23 protein-coding genes and 1 tRNA gene are annotated in these 25,420 nt (G+C 59.1%); 18 read left to right on the top strand and 6 right to left on the bottom strand.

All coding sequences use genetic code 11. The features are described from left to right. Positions 1 to 74 precede the first annotated feature (74 nt). On the top strand, positions 75 to 644 hold the full coding sequence (plsY, locus tag GV818_RS30155; RefSeq protein WP_161758437.1) for a glycerol-3-phosphate 1-O-acyltransferase PlsY: 570 nt from the start codon (positions 75 to 77) through the stop codon (positions 642 to 644). A 47-nt stretch (positions 645 to 691) separates the two neighbouring features. Here the strand turns inward: plsY and tsaD are convergent, their stop codons facing one another. Beyond that, positions 692 to 1,717 carry a tRNA (adenosine(37)-N6)-threonylcarbamoyltransferase complex transferase subunit TsaD gene (gene tsaD / locus GV818_RS30150; RefSeq protein WP_161778328.1) on the bottom strand — a complete coding sequence of 342 codons (1,026 nt, stop codon included), beginning with the start codon at positions 1,715 to 1,717 and terminating at the stop codon, positions 692 to 694. A gap of 200 nt (positions 1,718 to 1,917) precedes the next feature. On the opposite strand from tsaD, the gene rpsU reads away from it, so the two are divergent. The 5 genes from rpsU to GV818_RS30125 all read left to right on the top strand — a co-directional run bounded on the left by rpsU (position 1,918) and on the right by GV818_RS30125 (position 10,448). Next, positions 1,918 to 2,133, top strand: a complete 216-nt coding sequence (gene rpsU, locus GV818_RS30145) for a 30S ribosomal protein S21 (RefSeq protein ID WP_002551877.1) — start codon at positions 1,918 to 1,920, stop codon at positions 2,131 to 2,133. A gap of 478 nt (positions 2,134 to 2,611) precedes the next feature. Next, entirely contained in the window at positions 2,612 to 4,585 is a 1,974-nt protein-coding gene (gene dnaG, locus GV818_RS30140; protein ID WP_161778327.1) for a DNA primase, read from the top strand. Between the two features lie 67 nt (positions 4,586 to 4,652). Continuing rightward, complete coding sequence (gene rpoD, locus GV818_RS30135) at positions 4,653 to 6,500, top strand: RNA polymerase sigma factor RpoD (protein ID WP_161758440.1); 1,848 nt, start codon at positions 4,653 to 4,655, stop codon at positions 6,498 to 6,500. Between the two features lie 112 nt (positions 6,501 to 6,612). Further along, entirely contained in the window at positions 6,613 to 10,356 is a 3,744-nt protein-coding gene (locus GV818_RS30130) for a bifunctional diguanylate cyclase/phosphodiesterase (protein ID WP_161778326.1), read from the top strand. A gap of 15 nt (positions 10,357 to 10,371) precedes the next feature. Continuing rightward, positions 10,372 to 10,448 (top strand) — tRNA-Ile (locus tag GV818_RS30125). 48 nt (positions 10,449 to 10,496) lie between these two features. Here GV818_RS30125 and GV818_RS30120 read toward each other — a convergent pair. Both GV818_RS30120 and GV818_RS30115 read right to left on the bottom strand, forming a co-directional pair. Continuing rightward, positions 10,497 to 11,561 carry a phage integrase gene (locus GV818_RS30120; protein ID WP_161778325.1) on the bottom strand — a complete coding sequence of 355 codons (1,065 nt, stop codon included), beginning with the start codon at positions 11,559 to 11,561 and terminating at the stop codon, positions 10,497 to 10,499. A 2-nt stretch (positions 11,562 to 11,563) separates the two neighbouring features. Beyond that, a complete protein-coding gene (locus tag GV818_RS30115; protein WP_161778324.1) occupies positions 11,564 to 11,800 on the bottom strand; it encodes a helix-turn-helix domain-containing protein in 237 nt (78 codons plus the stop codon). A gap of 92 nt (positions 11,801 to 11,892) precedes the next feature. Here GV818_RS30115 and GV818_RS30110 point away from each other — a divergent pair, with 92 nt between their 5' ends. From GV818_RS30110 to GV818_RS30085, 6 genes are all read left to right on the top strand, one after another. After that, entirely contained in the window at positions 11,893 to 12,129 is a 237-nt protein-coding gene (locus GV818_RS30110) for a hypothetical protein (RefSeq protein WP_161778323.1), read from the top strand. A gap of 117 nt (positions 12,130 to 12,246) precedes the next feature. Beyond that, positions 12,247 to 14,820, top strand: a complete 2,574-nt coding sequence (locus GV818_RS30105; RefSeq protein WP_161778322.1) for a bifunctional DNA primase/helicase — start codon at positions 12,247 to 12,249, stop codon at positions 14,818 to 14,820. Between the two features lie 466 nt (positions 14,821 to 15,286). Continuing rightward, the gene (locus tag GV818_RS30100) at positions 15,287 to 15,580 is read left to right on the top strand and encodes a hypothetical protein (RefSeq protein WP_161778321.1); all 294 of its coding nucleotides are present in this window, start codon (positions 15,287 to 15,289) and stop codon (positions 15,578 to 15,580) included. Between the two features lie 8 nt (positions 15,581 to 15,588). Then, positions 15,589 to 15,840, top strand: a complete 252-nt coding sequence (locus tag GV818_RS30095; RefSeq protein WP_161778320.1) for a hypothetical protein — start codon at positions 15,589 to 15,591, stop codon at positions 15,838 to 15,840. Positions 15,841 to 15,902: 62 nt separating this feature from the next. Next, entirely contained in the window at positions 15,903 to 16,199 is a 297-nt protein-coding gene (locus GV818_RS30090) for a hypothetical protein (RefSeq protein ID WP_161778319.1), read from the top strand. 393 nt (positions 16,200 to 16,592) lie between these two features. Next, the gene (locus GV818_RS30085; RefSeq protein WP_161778318.1) at positions 16,593 to 16,847 is read left to right on the top strand and encodes a hypothetical protein; all 255 of its coding nucleotides are present in this window, start codon (positions 16,593 to 16,595) and stop codon (positions 16,845 to 16,847) included. Between the two features lie 791 nt (positions 16,848 to 17,638). On the opposite strand, the gene GV818_RS30080 is transcribed toward GV818_RS30085, so the two are convergent. The 3 genes from GV818_RS30080 to GV818_RS30070 all read right to left on the bottom strand — a co-directional run bounded on the left by GV818_RS30080 (position 17,639) and on the right by GV818_RS30070 (position 20,819). Next, positions 17,639 to 17,902: an ogr/Delta-like zinc finger family protein gene (locus GV818_RS30080; protein ID WP_041984720.1), complete on the bottom strand. Its 264-nt coding sequence runs from the start codon at positions 17,900 to 17,902 to the stop codon at positions 17,639 to 17,641. A gap of 81 nt (positions 17,903 to 17,983) precedes the next feature. Continuing rightward, positions 17,984 to 18,850, bottom strand: coding sequence for a phage portal protein (locus tag GV818_RS34680; RefSeq protein WP_372242137.1), 867 nt, complete (start codon positions 18,848 to 18,850; stop codon positions 17,984 to 17,986). Next, a complete protein-coding gene (locus tag GV818_RS30070; protein WP_161778316.1) occupies positions 18,762 to 20,819 on the bottom strand; it encodes a terminase large subunit domain-containing protein in 2,058 nt (685 codons plus the stop codon). Before GV818_RS30070 ends, GV818_RS34680 begins: the two co-directional genes overlap by 89 nt. A gap of 160 nt (positions 20,820 to 20,979) precedes the next feature. Here GV818_RS30070 and GV818_RS30065 point away from each other — a divergent pair, with 160 nt between their 5' ends. The 6 genes from GV818_RS30065 to GV818_RS30040 all read left to right on the top strand — a co-directional run bounded on the left by GV818_RS30065 (position 20,980) and on the right by GV818_RS30040 (position 25,339). Beyond that, on the top strand, positions 20,980 to 21,927 hold the full coding sequence (locus tag GV818_RS30065) for a GPO family capsid scaffolding protein (protein ID WP_161778315.1): 948 nt from the start codon (positions 20,980 to 20,982) through the stop codon (positions 21,925 to 21,927). Next, positions 21,927 to 22,949 (top strand): phage major capsid protein, P2 family, encoded by a 1,023-nt coding sequence (locus tag GV818_RS30060; protein ID WP_161778314.1) that lies wholly within the window; start codon positions 21,927 to 21,929, stop codon positions 22,947 to 22,949. The genes GV818_RS30065 and GV818_RS30060 overlap by 1 nt, the downstream gene beginning before the upstream one ends. After that, the gene (gene gpM, locus GV818_RS30055) at positions 22,946 to 23,668 is read left to right on the top strand and encodes a phage terminase small subunit (protein ID WP_161778313.1); all 723 of its coding nucleotides are present in this window, start codon (positions 22,946 to 22,948) and stop codon (positions 23,666 to 23,668) included. The genes GV818_RS30060 and gpM overlap by 4 nt, the downstream gene beginning before the upstream one ends. Positions 23,669 to 23,767: 99 nt before the next feature. Next, on the top strand, positions 23,768 to 24,229 hold the full coding sequence (locus GV818_RS30050) for a head completion/stabilization protein (protein WP_161778312.1): 462 nt from the start codon (positions 23,768 to 23,770) through the stop codon (positions 24,227 to 24,229). After that, complete coding sequence (locus GV818_RS30045) at positions 24,226 to 24,669, top strand: phage tail protein (protein WP_065365545.1); 444 nt, start codon at positions 24,226 to 24,228, stop codon at positions 24,667 to 24,669. The genes GV818_RS30050 and GV818_RS30045 overlap by 4 nt, the downstream gene beginning before the upstream one ends. Beyond that, positions 24,659 to 25,339: a phage virion morphogenesis protein gene (locus GV818_RS30040; protein ID WP_161778311.1), complete on the top strand. Its 681-nt coding sequence runs from the start codon at positions 24,659 to 24,661 to the stop codon at positions 25,337 to 25,339. Before GV818_RS30045 ends, GV818_RS30040 begins: the two co-directional genes overlap by 11 nt. Positions 25,340 to 25,420: the final 81 nt, after the last annotated feature.

Raw genomic sequence — 25,420 nt, 5'->3', positions numbered from 1 at the left:
GCACTCTTCTCCGCTGCACGACAAGGGCGCAATGCGCCGTTAGAATCAGGGCATCCTCGCCCGGAATAGTTAGCATGTTTTGGTTACTGGCGATTTTCGCCTACCTGCTTGGCTCTCTGTCCTTCGCCATTTTGCTCAGCCGCATTACGGGCAATCCCGACCCGCGAATGAGTGGCTCGGGCAATGCCGGCGCCACCAACATGTTGCGCCTGGCCGGCAAAAAACTCGCGATCCTGACCCTGCTGGGGGATCTGTGCAAAGGCCTAGTACCTGTACTGATCGCTCACCTAGCCGGGCTCTCACTGCAGCAACAGGCCTGGGTCGGGCTCTATGCCGTACTCGGTCACCTGTTCCCGCTGTACTTCCGCTTCCGGGGCGGCAAAGGTGTCGCCACCGCCGCCGGCATGCTGCTGGGGCTCTACCCCCCCGCCGCCTTGCTGGCCATCGCCGCCTGGGCGCTGACCTTCTACCTCACTCGCACCAGCTCGCTGGCCGCCTTGATCGCTACGCCGCTGACCCTGCCGCTACTGGCCTGGCAGGAACCTGAGGCACTGCTGCCGATGAGCGTGCTTACGCTGCTGATCGTCTGGCGCCATCGCGGCAATTTACGCGACCTGTTTGCCGGGCGCGAACGGCATTTTTGAATCCTGCCGATGAAAAGGCTTCAGCTTGGCAGTTGCCTGTGCCCCCGTCAGAGGGCTGACAACTGCTCCATCGGCCAACGGGCCTGCACAGTGATCGCCAGGTTTTCCTGTTGTCCGGCCTGTAAACGCTGACAGCCGGCAAAGGCAATCATCGCGCCGTTGTCGGTGCAGAACTCGGGACGGGCATAGAACACATTGCCTTTCATTTCAGCGAGCATTTTTTCCAGCGAGGCCCGCAAAGCCTGGTTTGCGCTTACGCCCCCGGCAATCACCAGACGCTTGAGACCGGTCTGCTTCAAGGCGCGCTTGCATTTGATGGTCAAAGTTTCCACCACCGCCTGCTGGAACGCGAGAGAGATGTCGCAACGGGTTTGCTCACCGTCGTCTCCAGCGCTGACACACTGCTGCCAGGTGTTCAAGGCGAAGGTTTTCAAGCCGCTGAAGCTGAAGTCCAGCCCAGGGCGATCGGTCATCGGCCGCGGGAAGACAAAACGCCCCAACACACCCTGGGTCGCCAGACGGGCGATTTCGGGACCACCGGGATAATTCAGACCGAGCATCTTCGCTGTCTTGTCGAATGCCTCGCCCGCCGCATCATCCAGAGTCTCGCCCAACAGCTCGTATTGGCCGATACCATCAACCCGAACCAGCTGTGTATGACCGCCTGATACCAACAAAGCGACGAACGGGAATTGCGGCGGTCGTTCTTCCAGCATCGGCGCTAGCAGATGGCCTTCCATGTGATGCACCCCCAGGGCCGGAATGCCCCAGGCAAAGGCCAGAGCCTGGGCACAGGAAGCACCCACCAACAAGGCGCCAACCAGGCCGGGACCCGCAGTGTAGGCGATGGCATCAATCTCGGTGGGCACGCAGTCAGCCTCCGCCAACACTTGGCGAATCAGCGGCAGCATGCGCTTGACGTGATCACGGGAGGCCAGTTCCGGCACCACGCCACCATAAGCGCGATGCAGGTCGATCTGACTGAACAGCGCGTCGGCCAGCAGGCCCCGCTCACTGTCGTAAAGCGCGACGCCGGTTTCGTCGCAGGAGGTTTCTAATCCCAGTACTAGCATGGGTTTGCGCCTTGTAGAGGCTGAATTCGAAGGCGCGCATAATAGTCGCCACTCCCGCGCCCGACCAGCGGTTTTCGATCAGAGGCTTTGCATTCCGAGCGTTGAGGGGTTAACATCCGCAACCCTTAAAAACCGACGACCTCAGCCGCGATTTTTGCGACGAGAACGTTGACCCCGGTAATGAATGAAGGTAGCTCTGGATGCCAGCCGTCAAAGTTAAAGAGAACGAACCCTTCGACGTAGCTCTGCGTCGTTTCAAGCGCTCCTGCGAAAAAGCCGGTGTTCTGGCTGAAGTTCGTAGCCGCGAATTTTACGAGAAGCCGACTTCTGAGCGTAAGCGCAAAGCAGCAGCAGCTGTTAAGCGTCACGCCAAGAAAGTTCAGCGCGAACAGCGCCGCGCCGTACGTCTGTACTAATACACAGACGTTCGCTGCAAGCTTCTGCCAAGCCCGGCCCTCAGCCGGGCTAATGGCATTTGCGGATTACGCTTGATGCTTCACCGTCAAAGCCGCACATGCGACCCAGACGAACCTGCTTCACCACGTCAGACCTGGCTCCTGCCAGCGGTGCACGTCTTTTCTGACGAGCCTTCCAAGGCTACTGACGAGCACACCCTTACTGATTCCTGCAGACGATCAGCCCAAGGCGCCCTTCTCCAGCGCCCGCTTAATGAGCTATCCGAGGCCTTCCAATGGCCACTGTCGGACTCAGCGCAACACCTTCAAGTCGAATACTGATTGAAACTAACGTCAGTGGACGTTCGGCAGATACACTTCCCGACTGCGATCACGCCGAAAACCAGGGTCAAGCCGCGCAAGGTCAAAGCCTCGCTGCACCTGATCTTTCGATAGCGTCGCCAGGGCTATTTTTCCGCGCAGTGATGACGAGAACGCCATGGCCGGGCTCATTCCCCAGAGCTTTATTGACGACCTTCTGAACCGCACCGACATCGTCGATGTTGTCAGCTCGCGCCTGCAGATCAAAAAAGCCGGCAAGAACTACACCGCCTGCTGCCCATTCCACAAAGAAAAGACCCCCTCCTTCAGCGTCAGCCCCGACAAGCAGTTCTACTACTGTTTTGGCTGTGGCGCGGGCGGCAATGCCCTCGGTTTCATCATGGACCACGACAACCTGGACTTCCCCCAGGCCGTCGAGGAACTGGCGAAAGCCGCAGGCATGGAGATCCCTCGAGAGGAAAGCAGCCGCGGCGATAGAAAACCTCGGCAACCTACCGATTCGCCGCTGTACCCGCTGCTCACAGCAGCCGCTGACTACTATCGCCAGGCACTAAAAAGCCACCCGGCACGCAGGGCGGCGGTCGACTACCTCAAAGGGCGCGGCCTCACCGGCGAAATCGCCCGGGACTTCGGCCTGGGCTTTGCTCCGCCCGGCTGGGACAACCTGTTCAAGCATTTGAGCAGCGACACCCTGCAGCAAAAGGCCATGATCGATGCCGGCCTGTTGATCGAAAACGCCGAGACCGGCAAGCGCTACGACCGCTTTCGCGACCGGGTAATGTTCCCGATCCGCGACTCTCGCGGCCGGATCATTGCCTTCGGCGGCCGAGTTTTAGGGGACGACAAACCCAAATACCTGAACTCGCCGGAAACACCGGTATTCCATAAGGGCCAAGAGCTCTATGGCCTATTCGAGGCCCGCAAGAACAATCGCAATCTCGACGAGATCATCGTCGTCGAAGGCTACATGGACGTGATCGCCCTGGCCCAACAGGGCTTGCGCAATGCCGTCGCAACCCTGGGCACCGCCACCAGCGAAGAGCACCTCAAGCGCCTTTTCCGCATAGTGCCCAATGTCCTGTTCTGCTTTGACGGCGACCAAGCCGGGCGCAAGGCCGCCTGGCGCGCCCTGGAAGCAACCCTGACCTGCCTGCAGGATGGACGCCGCGCGCGCTTCCTGTTCCTCCCGGAAGGCGAAGATCCGGACACCCTGGTTCGCTCCGAGGGCACTGACGCCTTCCGCGCCCGGATCAATCAACATGCACAACCGCTGGCCGATTACTTTTTCCAGCAGTTGATCGATGAAGCAGACCCGCGCTCACTGGAAGGCAAGGCTCATCTTGCAACCCTGGCCGCACCGCTGATCGAAAAAATCCCCGGAGCCAACCTGCGGACCCTGATGCGCCAGCGCCTCAGTGAAATCACCGGCCTGACCCATGAAACGGTCAACCAGTTGGTCCACAGCGCCCCACCAGAGGCGTCGCCGGCCTATGACGCAGGCATCAATTACGACGCCATGCCGGATTACGCCGACTACCATGAGCCTCACCAGGAAGCCTATGCCCCTCAACAGGAGTGGACACCGAAGAAAAGCGGTGGCGGCAAGAAATGGGAAAACAAGCCCTGGGACAAGAACGGCAAGGGCAAGCGCCAAGAAGATCGCGACCAACCTAGAGGCCCGCGCGTACCGGCGGCAGTAGAGCCTCCGACGCTGTCAGCCCTGCGAACCTTGCTACATCACCCGCAATTGGCAGAAAAAGTTGAAGATGCCGGATATTTTGCCGATGACGACAACACCAACACTCAGTTGCTGGTGGCCCTGATCGAAGCCGTGCAGAAAAATCCTAAGCTACGCTCTATTCATCAGCTGATGGCGCGTTGGCACGGCACCCAGCAAGGGCATCTGCTTACTGCACTGGCGGAAAAAGAATGGCTGATCGACGGAGATAACCTTGAACAACAGTTTTTCGACACCATTAATAGTTTGTCCGCTCGCCAACGTGAGCGTGTTTTAGAGCAACTTCTCAGGAAATCGCGTCAAAGCGAGCTCAGCGGCGAAGAGAAAAAACAGCTGGTTGAGCTTCTAAAACGCAATGTTCCCGCATCAAACCCGACCTCAACTGGCGCGTGAGGTCATAGCTCGGGTATAATCCTCGGCTTGTTTTTTGCCCGCCAAGACCTTCAGTGGATAGGGTGTTATGTCCGGAAAAGCGCAACAGCAGTCTCGCCTCAAAGAGTTGATCAGCCGTGGACGTGAGCAGGGTTACCTGACTTACGCGGAGGTCAACGACCACCTGCCGGAGGATATTTCAGATCCGGAACAGGTGGAAGACATCATCCGCATGATCAACGACATGGGGATCAACGTATTCGAGAGTGCTCCGGATGCGGATGCCCTTTTGTTGGCCGAAGCCGACACCGACGAAGCAGCAGCTGAAGAAGCCGCCGCAGCGTTGGCGGCTGTGGAAACCGACATTGGTCGCACTACCGACCCAGTGCGCATGTATATGCGCGAAATGGGTACGGTAGAGCTGCTCACACGTGAAGGCGAAATCGAAATCGCCAAGCGTATCGAAGAGGGCATCCGTGAAGTGATGGGCGCAATCGCGCACTTCCCTGGCACGGTTGATCACATCCTCTCCGAATACACTCGCGTCACCACCGAAGGTGGACGCCTGTCTGACGTTCTCAGCGGGTACATCGACCCGGATGACGGCATTACGCCGCCTGCCGCCGAAGTGCCTCCTCCTGTCGACCCCAAAACCGCGAAAGCGGACGACGACAGCGAAGAAGAAGAAGCTGAAGCGACCGAAGAAGAGGAAGAAACCGAAAGCGGTCCGGATCCGGTCATCGCCGCACAGCGCTTTGGCGCCGTCTCCGATCAGATGGAGATCACCCGCAAGGTACTGAAGAAGCACGGTCGTGATAGCAAGCAAGCTATCGCCGAAATGCTGGCCCTGGCCGAGCTGTTCATGCCGATCAAACTGGTACCGAAGCAATTCGAAGGCCTGGTTGAACGTGTACGCAGCGCGCTGGATCGTCTGCGTCAGCAAGAACGCGCCATCATGCAGCTCTGTGTACGTGATGCTCGTATGCCGCGTGCTGACTTCCTGCGCCAGTTCCCGGGCAACGAAGTCGATGAAAGCTGGACCGACGCCCTGGCCAAAGGCAAGAGCAAATACGCCGAAGCCATTGCTCGCCTGCAGCCGGACATCATCCGTTGCCAGCAGAAGCTGACCGCTCTTGAAGCTGAAACTGGCTTGAAGATCGCTGAGATCAAGGACATCAACCGTCGCATGTCGATCGGTGAGGCCAAGGCCCGCCGCGCGAAGAAAGAGATGGTTGAAGCCAACCTGCGTCTGGTGATCTCGATCGCCAAGAAGTACACCAACCGTGGCCTGCAGTTCCTCGACCTGATCCAGGAAGGCAACATCGGCTTGATGAAGGCGGTGGACAAGTTCGAATACCGTCGCGGCTACAAATTCTCGACTTATGCCACCTGGTGGATCCGTCAGGCGATCACTCGCTCGATCGCCGACCAGGCCCGCACCATTCGTATTCCGGTGCACATGATCGAGACGATCAACAAGCTCAACCGTATTTCCCGGCAGATGTTGCAGGAAATGGGTCGCGAACCGACCCCGGAAGAGCTGGGCGAACGCATGGAAATGCCTGAGGACAAGATCCGCAAGGTATTGAAGATCGCTAAAGAGCCGATCTCCATGGAAACCCCGATCGGTGATGACGAAGACTCCCACCTGGGCGACTTCATCGAAGACTCGACCATGCAGTCGCCAATCGATGTGGCCACCGTTGAGAGCCTGAAAGAAGCGACTCGCGAAGTACTCTCCGGCCTCACAGCCCGTGAAGCCAAGGTACTGCGCATGCGTTTCGGCATCGACATGAATACCGACCACACCCTTGAGGAAGTCGGTAAGCAGTTCGACGTGACCCGTGAACGGATTCGTCAGATCGAAGCCAAGGCGTTGCGCAAGCTGCGCCATCCGACGAGAAGCGAGCATTTGCGCTCCTTCCTCGACGAGTAAGCCCAAGACCCCCAGCCCTGCTGGGGGTTTTGCCTTTTGCAGCTCCTCCCTCTCCCCCCGCCGCATAGCCCGTCTACACTCGAAACATTCCCCGTGCCATAACGAGACGGTTATGCCCAGACTGTCGGCCATGCTCCTGCTGGCGCTGCTTACCTGGACCGCAACGGCTGGCGCACTGACTCTCACCGACGAAGAACGTAGCTGGCTCAAGACTCACCCGGAACTGCGCCTGGGTGTTGATGCTTCGTGGCCACCTTTCGAGTATCGGGACGAGGAAGGCCGCTATCAGGGCTTGGCAGCGGACTACATCCATCTGATCCAGGAACGCCTGTCAATCACCCTCAAGCCCGTCGAGCCCGCCAGTTGGACCGCCGTGCTCGAGGACGCCAAGCAAGGCAAACTGGACCTGCTGCCGGGAATCATGTCGACCCCGGAGCGCCAGAGCTACATGGCCTTCACTCGTCCCTATCTGGACTTTCCCATCGTGATTCTCGCTCACGAGGGCGGTGCGCAACCCCATAACCTCCAGGACTTGTACGGCCTGAAAGTGGCCGTGGTGGAAAACTACGCCCCCCACGAGCTACTACGGACCCATCACCCGGACCTGAACCTGGTGGCCCTGCCCAATGTCAGCTCGGCACTGCAAGCCCTGGCCACCGACGAGGTGGACGCCGTGGTCGGCGACCTGGCTTCCAGTGTCTGGAGCCTGCGCCAGCTCAAGCTCGATGGCCTCTACGTCAGCGGCGAAACCCCCTATCGCTACCAACTGGCGATGGGCGTGCCCCAGGCCAACAAGATTCTGGTAAGTATTCTCGACAAGGTCCTTGCGGACCTCAGCCCTGATGAAATCAGCGCGATTCAGCAGCATTGGGTAGGCAGCGTGCTCGACCATCGAACCTTCTGGTCCGATGTACTGCTTTACGGTCTGCCGGGCTTGCTGCTGCTGGTCACCGTGCTGGCGGTGGTGATCCGTATCAACCGCCGCCTGAGCTCGGAAATTTCCCGCAGAGTCGCGCTGGAGCAAGAACTGCGTAGCAGCGAATACCATTACCGCGGCCTGGTAGAAAGCCTCTCTGCCATCGCCTGGGAAGCCTGTATCAGCGATTTCACCTACAGCTATGTCTCGCCCCACGCCGAAGCCCTGCTGGGCTATCCCTTGTCCCATTGGCTGATCCCCGGGTTCTGGCGCAACATCATTCACCCCGCCGACCTGACCCGCGCCCAGGCGTTCTGTGACCACGAAGTGCAAGCCGGGCGTGATCACAGCCTCGACTATCGGGTGATCACCGCCGACGGGCGTTGCCTCTGGGTGCGTGACATCGTCAGCCTGATCGAACACGGCCACGAGCCGGTGATGCGTGGCCTGATGATCGACATCAGCGAGGCCAAGCACACCGAAGAAGCGCTGCGCCTGTCCGAGCAGAAGTTCGCTTCAGTGTTCCGGCAATGCCCGGACATCCTGGTCATTGCACGCTTGTCCGACGGCTGCCTGCTGGAGGTCAACAAGGCCTTCGAGGAGCAGATCGGCCTGAGCGCCAAGACAGTGATAGGCCAGACCGCCACCGAGTTGAACATCTGGGGCATCCACGGTGTCGGCCCGAGTCTCTTGCAGCGTTTGCAGGCCGGCAGCATCCGCAACCTGGAAATGCCATTCCGCCGTCACAACGGCCAGCTCTTCACCGGCCTGATCTCCGCCGAACCCTTCGACCTCGACACCACCCCGGCGCTGGTGGTGGTGGTGCGCGACATCAGCCAACTCAAGGAAACCCAGCAGCAGTTGCAGACCTCCGAGGAGAAGTTCGCCAAGGCATTCCATGCCTCACCGGACGGCCTGTTGCTGACCCGGCAGCGGGATGGACTGCTGATCGAGGTCAACGATGGCTTCAGCCGTATCACCGGTTTCAACAGCGCCATGTCACTGGATCGCTCAACCCTTGACCTGGGAATCTGGGTCAATCTCAACGAACGCAAACAGATGCTCGACCTGTTGCTGCGCGATGGTTTCGTCCGTGACTTCAGCTGCCATATCCGCCGTAACGATGGTCAGATCCGCCTTTGCGAACTGTCCAGCCGGCCGCTACCCATTGGCGACGATGACTGCATGCTGACCATTGCCCGGGACATCACTGACCGTCACCTGATGCAGGAAAAACTGCAGCAGGCCGCCACGGTGTTTGAAAGCACCGCCGAGGGCGTGATGATCACCGATACCCAGCAGCGCATCAGCGCGGTCAATCGCGCCTTCAGCGAAATCACCGGCTACAGCGAAAGTGAAAGCCTTGGTCACACCCCGCGCCTGCTAGCCTCCGGCCTGCATGACAGCGCCTTCTACGCGGCGATGTGGCACCAGTTGACCCTTGAAGGCCACTGGCAGGGTGAAATCACCAACCGCCGCAAGACCGGCGAGCTCTACCCCAACTGGCTGACCATCAATGCGGTGCGCAACAAGGATCGGGGGATCACCCATTTCGTCGCGGTATTTGCCGACATTTCCAGCCTCAAGCACGCCCAGGCCCGACTCGATTACCAGGCTCACCACGATCCACTGACCGGCCTGCCCAATCGCACGCTGTTCGAAAGCCGCTTGCTGACAGCGCTCAACAGCCAACAGGACAGCGGCGGCCAAGGTGCCGTGCTGTTCCTCGACCTGGATCGTTTCAAGCACATCAACGATAGCCTCGGCCACCCGGTGGGCGACCTACTGCTCAAAGGCATTGCCGTGCGCCTCAAGGAGCAACTGCGGGATATCGATACCGTGGCTCGCCTGGGTGGGGACGAGTTCATCATCCTGCTCCCGGGCCTGCACCAGGCCAGCGACGCGGACGCTATCGCCAGCAAGCTGCTGAACTGCTTTAGCGCACCATTCCAGGCGGGCGAACATGAGTTCTTCATCAGCGCCAGTATCGGCACCAGCCTGTACCCCGAGGACGGTGGCGACGTCGCCACCCTGATCAAGAATGCCGACGCCGCCATGTACCGCTCCAAGGCCAAGGGACGCAACCGGGTCGAGCACTACACCCGCGACCTCACGGCCCAGGCCAGCGAGCGAGTGGCCCTGGAGCATGAGTTACGACGAGCCATCGAACGCAATGAACTGTTCCTGTATTTCCAACCCAAGATCAGTCTCAGCACCCATGAACTGGTAGGCGCCGAGGCCCTGATCCGCTGGCGTCACCCCAACTTCGGCGATGTACCTCCAGAGCACTTCATTCCCCTGGCCGAAGAGAACGGCATGATCCTGCTGATCGGTGACTGGGTGCTGGAGCAGGCCTGCCAGCAACTCAGCGCCTGGCGCCAGGACTACGAAAGCTTCGGCCCACTGTCGGTGAACCTCGCCGGTGCGCAGTTGCGCCAACCCAATCTGCTGGGACGCATCGAACAACTGCTGCGTAACTATGAGTTGCCGCCTGGAATGCTGCAGTTGGAAATCACCGAGAACTTCATCATGAGCCAAGCCGAAGAAGCCCTGGAGGTGCTGCATCAACTCAAGCATCTGGGAGTGCAACTGGCCATCGATGACTTCGGCACCGGGTATTCATCCTTGAGCTATCTCAAGCGCCTGCCACTGGACTTTCTCAAGATCGACCAATCGTTTGTCCGCGGCCTGCCGGACGACCCCCACGACGTGGCAATTGTCCGCGCCATCATCGCCCTGGGGCGCAGCATGCAATTCACGGTCATTGCCGAAGGCGTGGAAAACCAGGACCAGCAGACCTTCCTCGCTATGGAAGGCTGCGAACAGATCCAGGGCTACCTTGTCAGCCTGCCCCTGGATGCCGAGGAGTTCTGTGCGACGTTCCTGCAGATCCGGGTTTCCGATTTTTCGGATAGCACAGCCGAGAAACCATCGTTATAATCCGCCGCCTACTGAGGGCCTATAGCTCAGTTGGTTAGAGCAGAGGACTCATAATCCTTTGGTCCACGGTTCAAGTCCGTGTGGGCCCACCAACTCCAAAGCCGCGCACTGCGCGGCTTTCGCGTTTCTGGCATCTGGGTTTAGGCCGTCTCAACTGCTTCCAAAGCGGTGATAGTGTCCACCGAGTGTCCACCTCGAAACGCCAAAGGGTTGAGATTGACCACTTCGGCCATGTGACCAGGACTGAAATGTGCGTACTTCTGAGTCATGGCCAGGGTTGCGTGACCAAGTACTTTTTGAAGGGTGATGATGTCGCCGCCATTCATCATGTAGTGGCTGGCGAAGGTATGACGCAAAACGTGGGTCAACTGCCCAGCTGGTAGATCCAGCTTCGCAATTTCGACAGCCCGCCGGAATATGTCATAGCAAGGCTTGAACGGTAGGGCCTTCAACAGACGCTGCTCCAGCGCCTTGGTGATTGGCACAGTGCGATTCTTGCTCGACTTCGTCTTGTGGTACTGGATGCGCTGCTGGCGCACCTGGCGCGGCTGTAGCCCCTCTGCCTCGCCCCAACGGGCCCCCGTGGACAAACACACCTCCGCGATCAACAGCGTGTCGCTGTCCAGGGCTTGCACGCACTCTAGGAACGACCCGATCTGTTCAAGAAGCAGATACGCCATCTCAGTTTCATCAAACCGAAGCCCGCGGACGTTGCCCAACGGGTTGTCCCCGTCCCATTCCCCTAAACGCTTCAGCTCGTTGAACACGGCCCGCATGTAAGCCAGTTCATGGTTAAGCATGTTTGCGCTTATGGGTCTGCCTGGCTGCCCCTTCTTGGTGTACCTGGAATGCTTGCCCTCGGCACGCTCAGCACGGTATTGCGCAAAGTGGGATGCGCTGAACTGCGAGGCCATGGGGTTGCCCATGCGCTCGGCCATCAGATCCAGCAGATCCCGGCGCTGCTGCCCACTTTTCAACGTCTTGCCGTGGAGCGAGTACCAACGATCGATCAAATCCGTCAGCCTGCGCGGGTCGATCTTGGGTTTCTTCTCGAACTCCCCCCGCGCACCATCGCCCATGACGCGATTCTGGTAATAGAGCGCTTCATTTTTGCTTCGGAACTTCTTCCGAATGCGCGGCCCGTTTCGCCCCTCTGGCCGGCAGTCCACCAACCATTCACCGTCCGCCGTTTTCTTAATCGACATGATTAAACCGGGCTGACCTGGCCTGACTCCGGCGCAACATCGCCAGTCACCAGCCATAGAGCGTATTTCTTGAAACGCGGGTGGTTTGCGACCTTGAGGAACGGTGCAAGCCCCATCTCAGTTATGCCAGCGTCGTACTTCTTCCAACTGCTGATGCTGATTTCCAGTATTTCGCAGAACTCACTCTGAGTGAGGCCTTCCTTAGCTCGTATGGCTTTCATTTTTGCCGGCAAATCCAATGTGCACCCCTCTTGACAGGTTCCAATCTTGGAACCATCATGGTTCCATTCTTGGAACTTTGATCCCCAATATACCGACAGAGGTTAGCAGAATGCAGATCACCATCGACACGCCCTACGTCACTGTAGGCGAATACGCCAAGCGCTCAGGACAGTCAGATTCCGCCATCCGGCGCGAGATCGAGCTGGGTCGCTACATCATTCGCCCGAAGACCGAAGGGTCCAAATCCGCTGTGCTTATCAACATGGTGCATATCGCCATGGAGGCTGCCGAACAAGCCGAGCGCACACGCGGCGGCAAGTGCAGCAAACCAGCGGGCGAGGTTTAAGTGGTCAACGAGACAAAACGCAACCGGCCCGATTTCGACAGCATCTATCGCAATGAGGTTGTCGACGCCCTGAAAAATGACCTGGAGCTGGACTTCAAAAGCATCAGCGAAAAGTCCATGCAGAAAGGTATTTGCCCCAACTGTGGCGAGCGCCGGCTGTTCATCAGCGTCAAGAAACCATGGGTGCTGATGTGCAATCGGGAGAACGAATGCCGTTTCACCGAGAAGACCCGCGAGCGCTACAGCTACCTATTTGAAAACCTTAGCGAGCGTTTTCCCAGGACTCTGGAGAACCCTAACGCTACGGCCGATGCATACCTTCAGCGCAACCGCGGCTTTGATATCAGCAAGTTGTCTAGCTGGTATGAGCAAGGCCGCCGCCAACTGCCCAATGGCACCTGGGCCGACACGGTGCGGTTCGCCCTGTGCAACGGCTATTGGGAACGCCTGATCGACGCCAAGGCTGTGGAGCTGCACGAAGGCAAGAAAGCCCATGTCAAATACGGCACCGACTACCAGGGCAAAGGCTGGACTCCGCCTGGTATGACCATCGAGAAAAGCGATCGGGTGTATGTGGTGGAGGGCATCTTCCACGCTATCGCTCTGTACCTTGCCGGCTTTAAGGCCATTGCCTCGATCAGCTGCGTCAACTTCCCTTGGGAAGTCGTCGAGGCCAATAAAGGCAAGCTGGTCACCTGGGTCATTGGCCTGGACGATGACGCCGCTGGCCATAAGTACATTCCCAAATACCTGCGCCAGCTCCGGGAAATGCGCGAGATTGGTTGGGTTGCCCTGGCCGGCGAGCAGGATTGGGACGACGTGCACCGCGACGGCAAGCTGGACGAGAGTTTCATGGATGACGCCTGTTATCGCGGGCGCCTATTCACTGCAGATAGCGCCCGGAAACTTGCGTACCTGGTCTACCTCCGTCGCCCTTCCGGGTTCTACTTGGTGGAGTTTCGCAACCAGCTGTTCTCTGTTCGCGTCAACCAGGCCGAGCTGACTAAAGCGTTGGGCGATGACAAGTTGGAGGGCAATCGAGAGATTTTCTACAGCACGTCACGCATTGACCAAGTATCCAACTGCATTCCAGATCTGGACTACCTGGAAAAGGACAGCATCACCGGCGAGCAACGCTACCACTTCAGCTTTGCGTTTCCGGATCGGAGCAGGAACTGCCAGGCCGCCTTGTCGTCCGGAGCGATCGCAGATCCCCGCGGCTTCATCAAGGGCATGCTCGACTTCACACCAGGCGGAAACTTCGAAGGTGGTGCGCGCGAACTGGCCATTCTCAAGGCGAAGTGGCTCAACGACGTGCGACGACCTGTACGCACCGTTCGCAGCCTGCCTTTCCTGGGCTACGACGAGGACACCGGTACCTACTGTTTTCCTGAGTTTGGGTTCCAGGGCGGCCGCGAGCTGCCGGTGAACAGCCATGGCTTTATCGAGGTAAAAGGCCAGGGCATCAAGACGGCGCTATCCACCATCAAGTTCGAACGGGGCGAGGACTTCGATCCGTCCTGGTTCCCTGACTTCCTGGCAGTGAACGGCATGAACGGCCTGGGCGCATTGTCCTGGTGGACGGCTTCCCTGTTCGTCCAGCAGATCGCCAGCGAGCAAGCATCGTTCGGCTTCCTGGAGCTGACCGGCGAACCTGGTGCTGGCAAGTCTTCCCTATTGCGCTTCCTGTGGCGATTGCTGGGCCGCGAGAACATGGAAGGCACCAAGCCCAGCGGCTCAGGTGCAAGCGCGGTGGGTTTGCTCCGAGCTTTCGCCGAGGTGAGCAATCTACCCATGGTGCTGATCGAGTCTGACCGGACCTATACGGACGCCCAGGGCCGCACCGTGACAGTGCAATTCACCTGGGACGACGTGAAACCCATGTTCGACTATCACGCCCAACTGCGTGTGACCGGCGTAAAGACTGGAGGCAACGAGAAACGGGTGGACATATGGCGCGGTGCGCTGGCGATCTCGCAAAACGCGAGCGTGACGGGCGACGAAGCCACCCTATCCCGCATCGTCCACTTCCATTGCACCAAGGACGGCCACAGCTTGACTCTCAAGCCCTTGGCCGACCGCCTCAGGGCCATGAAAGCAAAGGAGCTGGGTGGCTACCTCCGTCACTGCCTGACCAATGAAAAGCTGTGGTTGGAACGCTACTTCGAAGCTTTCCCCCGGTATGAGCGTCAGTTGATGGCGAATCCTGCAATCAAGGAAATGAGGATCTACCAGTCCCATGCCCAGGTCATGGCCGCTGCCTACGCCACGCAGGCTTTCTTCCCGGACTGGACTGATCGGGACACCGACAACCTGGCCAAACACATTGAGGCACGGGCCATCGATCGCCAGCAACGATGCAAGTCCGAGGACCCCACGGCCGCGAAGTTCTGGCAGATCTACCACTACCTGAATGAGGACGTGGTGGCGATCAGCGACAGAGACGGTGACCGCGAGGAGGTACGCGAGACTTTGAATCACAGCATCGACAAAGAACTGATTGGCATCAACATCGAGCACTTCCAGCAACGCTGCAAGCTGGCCGGCCAAGAAATCATTCCAGATGCCCTGCTACGTCGCGCCTTATCCAGCAGTACCACGCACAAATTCATTGAGATACGCAAAGCACGCTCTCGCATAGAAAAGCGGTCGCTGAACTTGTGGTTTTTCAGCAAGCGTGAGGGGGGCTGAAAAGTGTGGGGCAGCTATGGCCAGAGGGGTTTTCTTAGGAGGCCATGGCTTTTGTGCGAAGTCCCGAGTTCTGTCCGGAACATCCGGAACATTTCTAAATTGATAATAAAAAAATCAATAAATACAGATGGTTAAGCAATAAAAAATGTTCCGGTAGTGCCGGAACACACTGGAACACACCGGAACAAAATCCGTTCCGGCATGTTCCGGCAATGTTCCGGCTGGGACCTTTCACCGGAACATGGCTACAGCCCTTATCCCACGTGGCCTGTAGCCATTTTCGGTAGAAACCATGTTCCGGCATGTTCTGGTAGTACCGGAACATTTTTAGTTTGCTGAAGGCCCCGTAAATCAAGGGCTCCAGCAAACCATCTTTCAGATGTTCCGGATGTTCCGGACGCAAGAAGGGACTACACGTTTTTATTTGCGCGGGAACTCCGCGTCACCACCAGAGAGAGGTAACACCATGCAAGTTCAAGTCATAACCGGCGGGATGGCTACCGGCAAAACAACGCGTCTCCGTGCCATTCAGGAAGAGCTGAAACACCAGGGCTTACCCGCTGAAATCTACGTCGGGGCGAGCTGCACTACTCCCTACTTTGTGAACCTGGTCCGCGATAAGGCCATGGCCGGAGCCAAACACTTCCTGGCTGACGACTGCACACAGTTTCAGATCAAGGCCGTCATGGAGCTGAAAGCCCAGGGCCTGCACTCCGGCATTCCATCCGACTTTGTGCTGCACCTGGTGCGCCAGGCATAGGGGGAGAAATGATTATTCGCTACAGCGCCAACGCGTTGGTGGGTCAGCTTTCGTTGCCGTCGAACTACGTCGATATGTGTACACCCGAGGATCTGGCGGAGTTGGCCGCCGTGGCTCACTGGCAGGACCACCCCGAGGAAGCCCCGACCTTCATCACCGTCGTGCACCTGCAGGACGTGGACGGTCACGACTTGGGATTGTTTGAAGTGCGCTGTGAACAGCGCCCGGTCTTCACCGCCAGCCAGTTGCAGCAGGCGTGAAAAGAGACGGTGTCGAGGAGTTGCAGCTCCCCGACACCAACCACCACAAGAGGAACAGCACAATGCAAGCACAGCACCCAAGCAGCAGCGAACTCAAGGCTACCACAGCCCCCGCCCAGCACGCTGAAAGCACGTTCAAACCGACACGACGGATGCTGGCCACCGCCATGATCGGCGCCGCACTGATCAGCTATCTGGTGCACAAGAGCCCCGATGCCCGGCAACACCTGGCAAGCCTGACAAACAAGGCCTCACGCCTGGGGGATTTATCGGACCGGGACGCGGCCGTGGTGGCCGATCTGCTGGCCAAACCGATCATCCCGACCCACATACAGGGAGAACCACGTTATGTCTTCTGACCCTCTTTACAGGCGCTTTCAGATCATGGGGCGCGTCCACCACAACCCGGAACATGCTGAGCCTGTCCGGGCTGTCCTGAACTCACTTGGCCGAACCCTTCCGGATGGGGCACCTTTGTTTATTCATCCAGCGGGTGATTCAACCACGAACCAACCTATGCGTTTGGTTTATCCGCCTCGTCAGTTTGCTGACGACAGGGTGCCCGATTTACTGGTCATTCTCATGGCAAATGTTGAAGACGCTTTGCTTGAGGCAGGAGGTGTTCCAGGAGTCGATTACGGCCGGGCTGACCTACTACAGGCTGCTACCCCGTTTGTAGTCAGCATGTTCAACCTCGGCGGGACGAACCCCGTGAGGTTCATCACTGAATGGCCAGCGTTGGAGGCACGGAAATGCTGATCGACGGCCAGATCATTGCGATCAACGACACACAGTACGATCTTGCACGGCAGCAGATGGGGCTCCCGTCGGGTTACACGCTCGTCCAGGCTACGGGGCTACTCATTCACGACACCGGGAACGGCTTGGTACAGATCCGTCTTCCTGCCGGCCTGGTAGTCGGGGAGTTTGAGAACCTGGACGGCCATCGCTGTTACGGGGTTGTATCGCTCATTGGCCTGGAAAGCATCGAGCAATTTAGCCGCTAAAATTCTGGACTGATCAATCACCACTTTGGGCGCTTCGGCGCCCTTTTTTGTAGCCGTCTAATTAAAAAACAGAGCAATGTCTACGCATGAATCCGATAAATCATGCAGAAGTACCAGAGTCATCCTGGTCTGCAGGACGCTACAAAAACCATTGCAAAACTATACAACGCTGACCATCAAACATTCAGTTCAACCTTGAAATGCAATCAACATATCGAAACCACGAACAGCCACAAAGCCAGCAAATACTGCTGAACACCTCGGCATAATACAACCACACCAAAGCGCATATTTTCTTAATCACAAAAACATAACGGCATAACAACATAAAAGTACATTGGTACAAATGTACATACGCGCGCATGCATGAAAGTAGAGATTCCTGCATTCCACTAATCCGTTATTTCTTCACGACCGGCGGTACTACGGTAGTACCGCGTCCCTTAGGCTCTCTCCTCGCAGTTCCCGTTGTGCTAGAAGCCCCTCAAAAAAATATTCCACATGATTTTTGAAGTTTTTCAAGTTCATAAAAATTACTTGACTCGCCAAAAAGCCACTATCTAAACTTCACCCAATCGAGACGTGCCAAACATGGAGTTTTAATAGCGTATGAGAGCGGTAGAATTCAGAGAGTTTCGGGAAGAGCTACAGGAAAGCAGAGACTCCGTTGCACTAGTCTTGGAAATAGCGATGTCCGACGTTGAGTTTTCCGAAGAGGCAAAGAAAGGACTTACCCAACTCGGAATTAACACCCGAGCACAACTAAATGCCGTAGTGAAAAAAATTTGCGATTACACAGAGGGAAATACCGCAAGTTGCTCGAACAACTCCCGTTGCTGAGCGCGGGGCATTTCTCGTAAGCGATCGAATAGCAGGCGGTCCACCGCCTGCGCTGACGGGCTCAGCGTATGGGAAAAGGTGAGATTGGCCACCCAGGTATGCCCGCAGGTGGTTGCATTGGTGCACTGGCAGTAGAGTTTCGCAAACTCCTTCGACAGATCCTCGCGCGACACAATCCGCCCCTTGCTCTGACATTCCTTGCAGTACACCCGCATTCTCTCCCCTCCCCCAGGGTTCCGTTTAAGGCACTATTTTGACACAACATCTCGTGTCTTCAGTGAGTTACGCCCGCTAGATCAAGGATTTTCTCCAGACACCGTGGGCTCTCGCCAAGCAATCCGGCGATCTTCGCGCAGTCGCTCATTCACCTGGTCGAACAGCTGACAGATCGGCCTGATCTCGTTGCTGGTATAAACCCTGTCGATCTTCTCTATATCCCCGAAACCGCCGCTGTTTTCCGGAATAATCCCCGCCAGCGCCGGGTTCATCCGCCAGGCGGCGATGATGTCGTTCCTGGTGATGTTCTTGACCTTCTCCAGTTCGTCCCGGGCCTGAAAGTCGCCGACCGGGATAATCTTGATTGCGTTCTCCTGGCCACCTGGGATGTTCACGAACATTGAGCGGAAGTTGCCCACGCCTTTGCTTGCGCTGATCTGTGCGCGTAGATCGTCCTCGTCTTCCTCCGACAGGTTCGGGTCGTTGGTGTAGAAGATGTAACCGGCATGGGCGCCATTGCTGTAGTAGCGCCGGCGGAACAAGGTCGCGGCTTCATTGAGCAGCAGCGCCTGCAGGCCGCCCAAGTAGTCCGGAATCCCGTAAATGTTCTGTTCTACGTCGTAATCTTTGATCTGGATAATCTCGTCCTGGTCGAACTCCTCCTGATGTCCGTTCGGCAGCAGCATCACAAAGCCGCCGTCTACCCGTACCCGCATGTTTATGGCGGGCAAGTGCTCAAGCTCCAGGGCCTGGTCCGCGAAGTTGAAGTGGACCAGGAAGTACGCCTCCCCGAACACCATGTAATCCAGGGCAGCGCATCCCATGGTGTGTGTGCTGCAGCCCGCTGACGGGATGAACTCACGCAGCAACAGGTTTCGCTTGAACTTCGGAATAGCGCCGTGGTGCGCGTTGGCCCGCAGCAGCTTGGCCAGGCCGGCTCGCGACACCGGCGGCTTGTACAGTCGCCCGTCGTCGGTGGGGAACACGCCCAGGTATTCCCCGATATTGGCGGTCAGTACCTGTTCCGGCTCCCCGAACGTGAACATGCGCGTGGGCTGTTGGGTTCGTTGTTGAGTGGGCTGGTTCTTTTTGCGTGGTCTGGCCATGTGTTCCGCTCGTTAGATAGCGGCTACGGCGCCGCCTGTTGGTGTTCAAAGGTTCGTTGTAGAGCGCGTGCATGACCGCCCAGGCAACGTCGGCGTGCCCGGTGGCGTCGGTGCGAGACGCGCTGTAGGTCACCTGACCGCTGCCAGTGGTGCCGCGCTTGATCGTGAGGAAGGCCTGGGCAATGTCAGTCCAACCGGCGTCCCATTCGATGCGGCTGCCCTGGATCGTGTCCTGGGCCTTGAGCACCAGGAGGTTTTTCGTCTCCAGGCTGTAGTGGATCGAGACGGCCCGGGGGTAGAAGTCGCGCACCAGGTCAAACACGCCGTAGCCGATGCCGGTGGTGTCGATGCCGATGTGCTGCACGTTGAAGCGCTCGGTGAGTTTCTTGACCTGCTCGGCCTGGTACTTGAAGGACTGGCCCCGCCAGCTGTGCTTCTCCAGGATCCGGAACTTGGCCCCGGGCTCCAGCGGTGGTGCGATGACCACGCAAGTGGCGTCGTCGCGGGTGCGGCTTGGGTCGTAGCCGATCCATACCGGGCTGCTGCCATAGGGGCGGTCCGCTTCGGGATCGTAGTCGTCCCACAGCGTCATGTCGGAATAGCAGCGCTCCAGGTCTTTGAGGGAAAACGCGCTCTGCGTGCTGTCGATGAATTTGCACATGAACAGCTGCTGGAATCTGTCCTCGTCATACTCCAGCTGCAACTGCTCCAGGTTGAATAAATCGCAGCCGCCGGCGAGCGCATCCAAGATCGTGATGATCTTGCGCCAATGCCCATCTGGGCATAGCGCGCCCGCTGCGATCTGGTCGTCACTGGGCCATGGTTTCTTGGCGTCCTTGTGCTTGCCGTTGCGGAATTTCTCTCCGGTCCAGAACGGATAAGCCTGATGCGACACCGCGCTGGGCGTCGAGAAATAGGTTTTGCGCCATTTGAAGTGGGTGCCCATGGCGCTGGCGGTGTTGTTCAGCTTCTCGAAATCACGGATCCAGAAATATTCATCGACATACACATGGCCGTGATAGCCCTGGGCGGTCGCTCCGTTCGTGCTGAGAAAGCGCAGCTCGGCCCAAGGCTTGCCGTTTTTGCTCAGCACTATCGGGTTGCCGGTCAGTTCCAGGCCGAACCACTCTTGAGCAAAGGCGATGATGTAGCTACGGAATATCTCAGACTGGGCGCGGCTGGCAGACAGAAAGACTTGGTTATCCCCGGACAGAACCGCATCCATGAATGCCTCGCCGGCGAAGTAGTAGGTCAGGCCTACCTGGCGGCTTTTGAGGACGTTCCGGATCCGCATCGTCAGCGGATTCTGTTTGGCCGCGAACAACTCTTTCTGGTAGCCGTACATCTTGGAGATGAACTTATCCAGGAAGTCCACTTCCGTGAGGTCGCTCACGTCGTTCTTGGCCTTTTTCTCCCGCTTCTTGCCGCCACCCTCCCCACGGCCGGAACGGTCGCCACGCGATCGTTGACGGGGTTCCTGGGGCTCGTCCTGGTTGTCGCCGAGAGGGGGCGCCGGTGAAGGCCTCGCTGCTTGTTTCTGCAGGCGTTCCCGGATGGTGGTCAGCCGGTCCAGCTCGTTGAGGTCGTCCTTGGTCAGGCTGGTGGCCTTCTCCAGGAGCAGGGTGATTCGCCGGCTGACGGCGGTCAGCGGTTCTTCATCCGACAGCATGTCTTCCCACCCGCCCTGGCGGATCCAGTAATAGACGATCCGGATATTGGGCAGGTTGAGCTGTGCCTGAATTTCCTTTGCCTTGCAGCGGCGTAGAAACAGGCGTTTGGCGGCTTCTTTAACTTCGGTCGAGTAGTACATGGGGCCGCAGTCTATGCGGCGATCATCGGCGAAACGCACGCTAAAAAACCGTTTTCCTCCTATCTTCACGAAATAGGAGAAGGCCGAAAGTAAAGCGATTGGCCGGAGGCGATCGGCTGCCTAAGGTGGCGCTCAACGACCACCACCGAGCGCTTCACCCATGCCCCGATCCCTTGTTTCGTTCTGGAAGCGCGTAGCTGTCAGCGGCCCGACCGCTGATAACCGCGAGATCACAGTTCAGGAACTGCGCGACTGCGCGGACAGCTACAAGCTGTCGGTTTACACGGCGGTGATCTGGAGCGAACACGAACGTTGGCCGGGCTCCCACGGCACTGTCTATGCCGTGCGTCTCGTAGAAGACGACCCCGAACTGGAGCCTGGCCAGGTGGCCCTGGAAGCGCAGCTCAAACCCAACGACAAGTTGCTGCAGTTGAACGACCAGGGCGAAAAGCTGTTCACCAGCGTGGAGATCACGCCGAACTTTGCCAACACCGGTCGCTACTACCTCACCGGCCTGGCCGTCACCGACTCGCCGGCCAGCCTGGGCACCCAAGAGCTGTATTTCTCCCGGAAGGCCGACAAAGGACACCGCTATGCCCGTACCTCCTACTACGGCAGCGCCGTGGCCCTGGGCTCGCTGCGCGAAGGCGGCCAGCAACATGGCGAGATCCGCCGCTTCTTCTCCGCCCTGGGCGGCCTGTGCAAGCGCTTCGCCGACATCACCAACCCCGACACTCCCTCACCTGACGAGAACAAACCGATGGATGAAGCAACTGCCAAGGCGCTCAAGGCGCTGTATGAACAATTCGTGATTCTGCTGGCCGGCCTGCAGGCGGTGCTGGAGCCCGTCGTGGAAGACGTGGACACCAGCGACACCCAGGAACAGGTCGATGCTGTGGGCACCGCCGTCCAGGACGTGGTGGACCAGGCCGACGAGGAACGCGGCGAGTTCAAGAAGAACGGCGGCAAGAACATCAAGGAGCTGAGCACTCGCATGGCCGAGCTGGAGCAGACCATGACCAAGATGTTCAACACCCCTGCCAATCGCCGCCAGGTGCCACGCACCACTGGCGCCACTGGCAAGCAACGTAGCAAGGGCCTGCGCTAATGGGCGCCCTATCTCAACGCGCTGCAGCGGAGTACCTGCAGCTCCAGGAAGACCTGGCCGAGGCCTACAACATCGGCGACACCGCGCGCACCTTTGCCGTGGAGCCAACCCATGCCCAGGAACTGAACGACCAGATCACCGAGCGCGTGGACTTCCTCGGCCGCATCAACGTCGTGCCCGTCAGTGAAATCAAGGGCGAAAAAGTACTGCTGGGCCTGAACGGGCCGGCCACCAGCCGCACCGACACCGACAAAAAAGACCGCGAGCCACGCAGCCTGCTGGACCTCAAGAACAACATGTACGAGCTGTTCCACACGGAAACAGACGTTGCCTTGAAGTTCGCCACCATCGACGCCTGGTCGAAGTTCCCCGACTTTGCACAGCGCTACCTGGCGGCGGTCCAGAAACGGATCGCACTGGACCGAATCCTTACCGGGTGGCACGGCCTCACCGCAGCCCAGCAGACGGATCTGGCCAAGTACCCGATGCTCCAGGACGTGAACAAAGGCTGGCTGCAGATCGCCCGCGAGCAGATCCCGGAACAGATGCTTTCCACCGGCGACCCTGCCAAGAAAATCATGCTGGGCAAGGGCGGCGATTACGCCAACCTCGACGCGGCGGTGCATGACGTCAAGCAGATGATCGATCCGGTGTATCGCGACGAGGGCGACCTGGTGGCCATCATCGGTTCGGACCTGCTGGCCCACGACAAGGGCAAGCTGTACGCGGCCCAGGGCCAGACCCCGACCGAGAAAGAACGCATTGAAGATGCCCAGGTGATCGCCACCTATGGCGGCCTGCCGTCTTTCCTCATTCCGTTCTTTCCCACCAAGGGCATCGTGGTCACCTCCTGGGACAACCTGTCTATTTACTTCCAGGACACCAGCTGGCGCCGCCACTTGTTGGAGAACCCGAAGCGCTCCCGCGTCGAGGACTACAACGGCCGCAATGAAGGCTATGTGATCGAACAGCTCGGCAAGTTCGCCGGTCTGGAATCGGACTCTGTGGAGCTTGTGAAGTGAGCCTGGCCCTGGAGCACAAGCGGCGCATCCTGGCCGAAGGCGTGGCGGCAGTGGTGAACACTGCAGCCGCCGCTGCCTTGCCCTATTCACCGACCGAGGCGCTGAGCAGCCCAGCGAACGCCCGCAAGCACCTGGCGCTGATGGAGGCTGCCCTGGACCAGGACCTGGAGCGCCTGAGCGCGATTCAGGGCCTGGCCACCCGCCAGGATCTGAAGCGCCGCGAGCTGCTGCCCAAGTACCAGGAGTACGTCCAGCGCTACATCGAGTCCGACCAGGTCTTTGCCAACCGCGTGCTGGTCCAGGTGATCGTCTGGCTGTTCGATACCGCCCAGTTCGAGGACGGCCTGGAGCTGGCAGATATCGCGATCGCCCAGGGCCAGCAGATGCCCGAGCGCTTCAAGCGCCGGGACATCCAGACCTTTGTCGCGGACGCGGTCTGTGAATGGGCCTATGACGAGTACAAGGCCAACCGCAGTCCTGAGCCCTATCTCTCCGATCTGCTGCCCCGCGTGGATGGCGAATGGCAGCTGACGGAGCAGATCCCGGCCAAGTTCCACAAGTTGATCGGCATCCGCGCCCAGGAGGCCAAGGAGTGGGCCACCGCGCTGCAGCACCTGGAGCGAGCCCAGCAGCTGTATTCCAAGGTCGGTGTGGACACCCGGATCGAGAACTGCCGCAAGGCCCTGCGCAAGCAAGAGGCCGCCACCGGCGCCCAGTAACCAACGACTACCCCCCCAGCGGGAACCCGTGAGACGAGTCAGCCATTTATGGCCCGCCCCGTTGAAACGGTGTTTCCCGCCCTATTTGAGCGGCCAGCAATGAGCTTTTCCGGGAAACCCACCACCTTTGTGGACCTGACGATCGAGAACGACGGCTTCTGGCCAGATCTCTCGCTGGCCGAGTTCCAGAAGGAACAGCGCCTGCCGGCGGAGTACCTGGTGGAGCTGCTGACCGAAACCCTGACCATGGCCATGGTCGAGGTGAACGACGACCTGGCCAAGTGCAAGGCCCGCTGGCAAGGCGCTGGCATCACCAACGTGGAAGCCGCGGACCCTCTGCTACTGCCTGAGCGCGCCTTCAAGGCCAAGCTCTACAAACGCGCCGTGTACAACCGCGCCAAGGCCCAGGCACTGCCCCAGTTCGCCACGGTGACCCGCCGCGAAAGCGCCGAGAACACCGGCAAGGAAGCCCCGGAGCGGGCTGAAACCTTCCTCGCTTTCAGCCAGCAGGCCGTGCGCGCCCTGCAGGGCCGTGGCCGCATCACGGCGGCCTTGCTATGAACAAGCTGCGCGCCTTGACCACATTCCTGATCGATCGCCAGCTGGTGGCGCCGGAGCAGGTCGATAGCTTCGCCGAGCAGGTAAATCTGGACCTGTTCTGGAAGAACGGCGCCAAGGGGCTGCACATGGGTGACATGCGCTATCGCGCTGTCCTGGTGCTGGATCGGTTCGCCGAAAACCCGGCGCTGCTGATGGCCCTGGTAGGCAGTTGGCTGGAAACCCACGACCCAGACCGCGACGACCTACCGGCGCCGGCGTTCGTGATCGAGCAACTGGATAGCGACCTGGCCGACGTCGAGCTGACCCTGGAGTTCATCGAGCCCCAGCACCTGGCCGAAGACCCCAACGGCTCTATCGACGCCTTCGGCAAGAAGTGGGGCCTGGTGGACTTTGAGCTGTGGACTGCAGAACAGGGCGAGGTCCGCAGCCATGGCGCGTAGCACCTTTGAGCTGGACGCCCGGGGTTACCTGGGCGTGCGCGAGCAATTGGCCTTGCTGAGTCTGCCGCCGCAGCTTCGCCGGCGGCTGCTGAACAACGTCTCCAAGCGCGTGCGGACCATGTCCCGCAAGCGCATCCGCGAGCAGCAGAACCTGGACGGCTCCCCGTTTGCCCCTCGGCGTAACCCCGAGAAGGGCAAAAAGAAGATGGAGGCCGGCCTGGGCAAGCTGCTGCAGGTGACCCGGGTCAGCCCGGACGAGGCCACCCTCGGGTGGCGCAACGGCCTGACCAGTTGGGTGGCCGCCCAGCAGCACAACGGCGCATCGGAGCGCCGCACCGCCGCGCAGATGCGCCGGTGGAACAAAGTCCCGGATGGCCTGGCCGCGACCGACAAGCAGGCCAAGCGCCTGCGCCGGTTGGGCTTCAAGGTCCGCCAGGCGGGCAAAAAGCGCCTGTCCCGGCCGCCCGTGGCCTGGATACAGGAACACGTCGGGTACGCCCAGGCAGGCCTGCTGATCCGCATTCTTTCCGATGAAAAGGCCGAGAGCACCGGCGCACAGAGCTGGGAAATCACCCTGCCCAAGCGCCAGTTCCTGGGCGTCAGCAGCGAACGGGACACCAGCGCGCTGGTGAACCAGGTGCTGCAACAAATCCTCAATTCTCCCCGCTAACGAGGCACAGCATGGCACTCGGCAAAGTCAGCGTTCATAACCTCAACCTCGGCCAGGGTGCCGTGACCGAGATCGAGCGCT

It is taken from the genome of Pseudomonas sp. Fl4BN1 (genome assembly GCF_009908285.1).
GTDB lineage: Bacteria > Pseudomonadota > Gammaproteobacteria > Pseudomonadales > Pseudomonadaceae > Aquipseudomonas.
This window is presented reverse-complemented; position numbering and strand designations above follow the sequence as displayed.

What these genes read in the sequence shown, in the direction of transcription:
- plsY (WP_161758437.1), top strand. Translation starts at nt 75, where the DNA reads ATGTTTTGGTTACTGGCGATTTTCGCCTACCTGCTTGGCTCTCTGTCC.
- tsaD (WP_161778328.1), bottom strand. Translation starts at nt 1,717, where the DNA reads ATGCTAGTACTGGGATTAGAAACCTCCTGCGACGAAACCGGCGTCGCG.
- rpsU (WP_002551877.1), top strand. Translation starts at nt 1,918, where the DNA reads ATGCCAGCCGTCAAAGTTAAAGAGAACGAACCCTTCGACGTAGCTCTG.
- dnaG (WP_161778327.1), top strand. Translation starts at nt 2,612, where the DNA reads ATGGCCGGGCTCATTCCCCAGAGCTTTATTGACGACCTTCTGAACCGC.
- rpoD (WP_161758440.1), top strand. Translation starts at nt 4,653, where the DNA reads ATGTCCGGAAAAGCGCAACAGCAGTCTCGCCTCAAAGAGTTGATCAGC.
- GV818_RS30130 (WP_161778326.1), top strand. Translation starts at nt 6,613, where the DNA reads ATGCCCAGACTGTCGGCCATGCTCCTGCTGGCGCTGCTTACCTGGACC.
- GV818_RS30120 (WP_161778325.1), bottom strand. Translation starts at nt 11,561, where the DNA reads ATGTCGATTAAGAAAACGGCGGACGGTGAATGGTTGGTGGACTGCCGG.
- GV818_RS30110 (WP_161778323.1), top strand. Translation starts at nt 11,893, where the DNA reads ATGCAGATCACCATCGACACGCCCTACGTCACTGTAGGCGAATACGCC.
- GV818_RS30105 (WP_161778322.1), top strand. Translation starts at nt 12,247, where the DNA reads ATGCAGAAAGGTATTTGCCCCAACTGTGGCGAGCGCCGGCTGTTCATC.
- GV818_RS30100 (WP_161778321.1), top strand. Translation starts at nt 15,287, where the DNA reads ATGCAAGTTCAAGTCATAACCGGCGGGATGGCTACCGGCAAAACAACG.
- GV818_RS30095 (WP_161778320.1), top strand. Translation starts at nt 15,589, where the DNA reads ATGATTATTCGCTACAGCGCCAACGCGTTGGTGGGTCAGCTTTCGTTG.
- GV818_RS30090 (WP_161778319.1), top strand. Translation starts at nt 15,903, where the DNA reads ATGCAAGCACAGCACCCAAGCAGCAGCGAACTCAAGGCTACCACAGCC.
- GV818_RS30085 (WP_161778318.1), top strand. Translation starts at nt 16,593, where the DNA reads ATGCTGATCGACGGCCAGATCATTGCGATCAACGACACACAGTACGAT.
- GV818_RS30080 (WP_041984720.1), bottom strand. Translation starts at nt 17,902, where the DNA reads ATGCGGGTGTACTGCAAGGAATGTCAGAGCAAGGGGCGGATTGTGTCG.
- GV818_RS30070 (WP_161778316.1), bottom strand. Translation starts at nt 20,819, where the DNA reads ATGTACTACTCGACCGAAGTTAAAGAAGCCGCCAAACGCCTGTTTCTA.
- GV818_RS30065 (WP_161778315.1), top strand. Translation starts at nt 20,980, where the DNA reads ATGCCCCGATCCCTTGTTTCGTTCTGGAAGCGCGTAGCTGTCAGCGGC.
- GV818_RS30060 (WP_161778314.1), top strand. Translation starts at nt 21,927, where the DNA reads ATGGGCGCCCTATCTCAACGCGCTGCAGCGGAGTACCTGCAGCTCCAG.
- GV818_RS30050 (WP_161778312.1), top strand. Translation starts at nt 23,768, where the DNA reads ATGAGCTTTTCCGGGAAACCCACCACCTTTGTGGACCTGACGATCGAG.
- GV818_RS30045 (WP_065365545.1), top strand. Translation starts at nt 24,226, where the DNA reads ATGAACAAGCTGCGCGCCTTGACCACATTCCTGATCGATCGCCAGCTG.
- GV818_RS30040 (WP_161778311.1), top strand. Translation starts at nt 24,659, where the DNA reads ATGGCGCGTAGCACCTTTGAGCTGGACGCCCGGGGTTACCTGGGCGTG.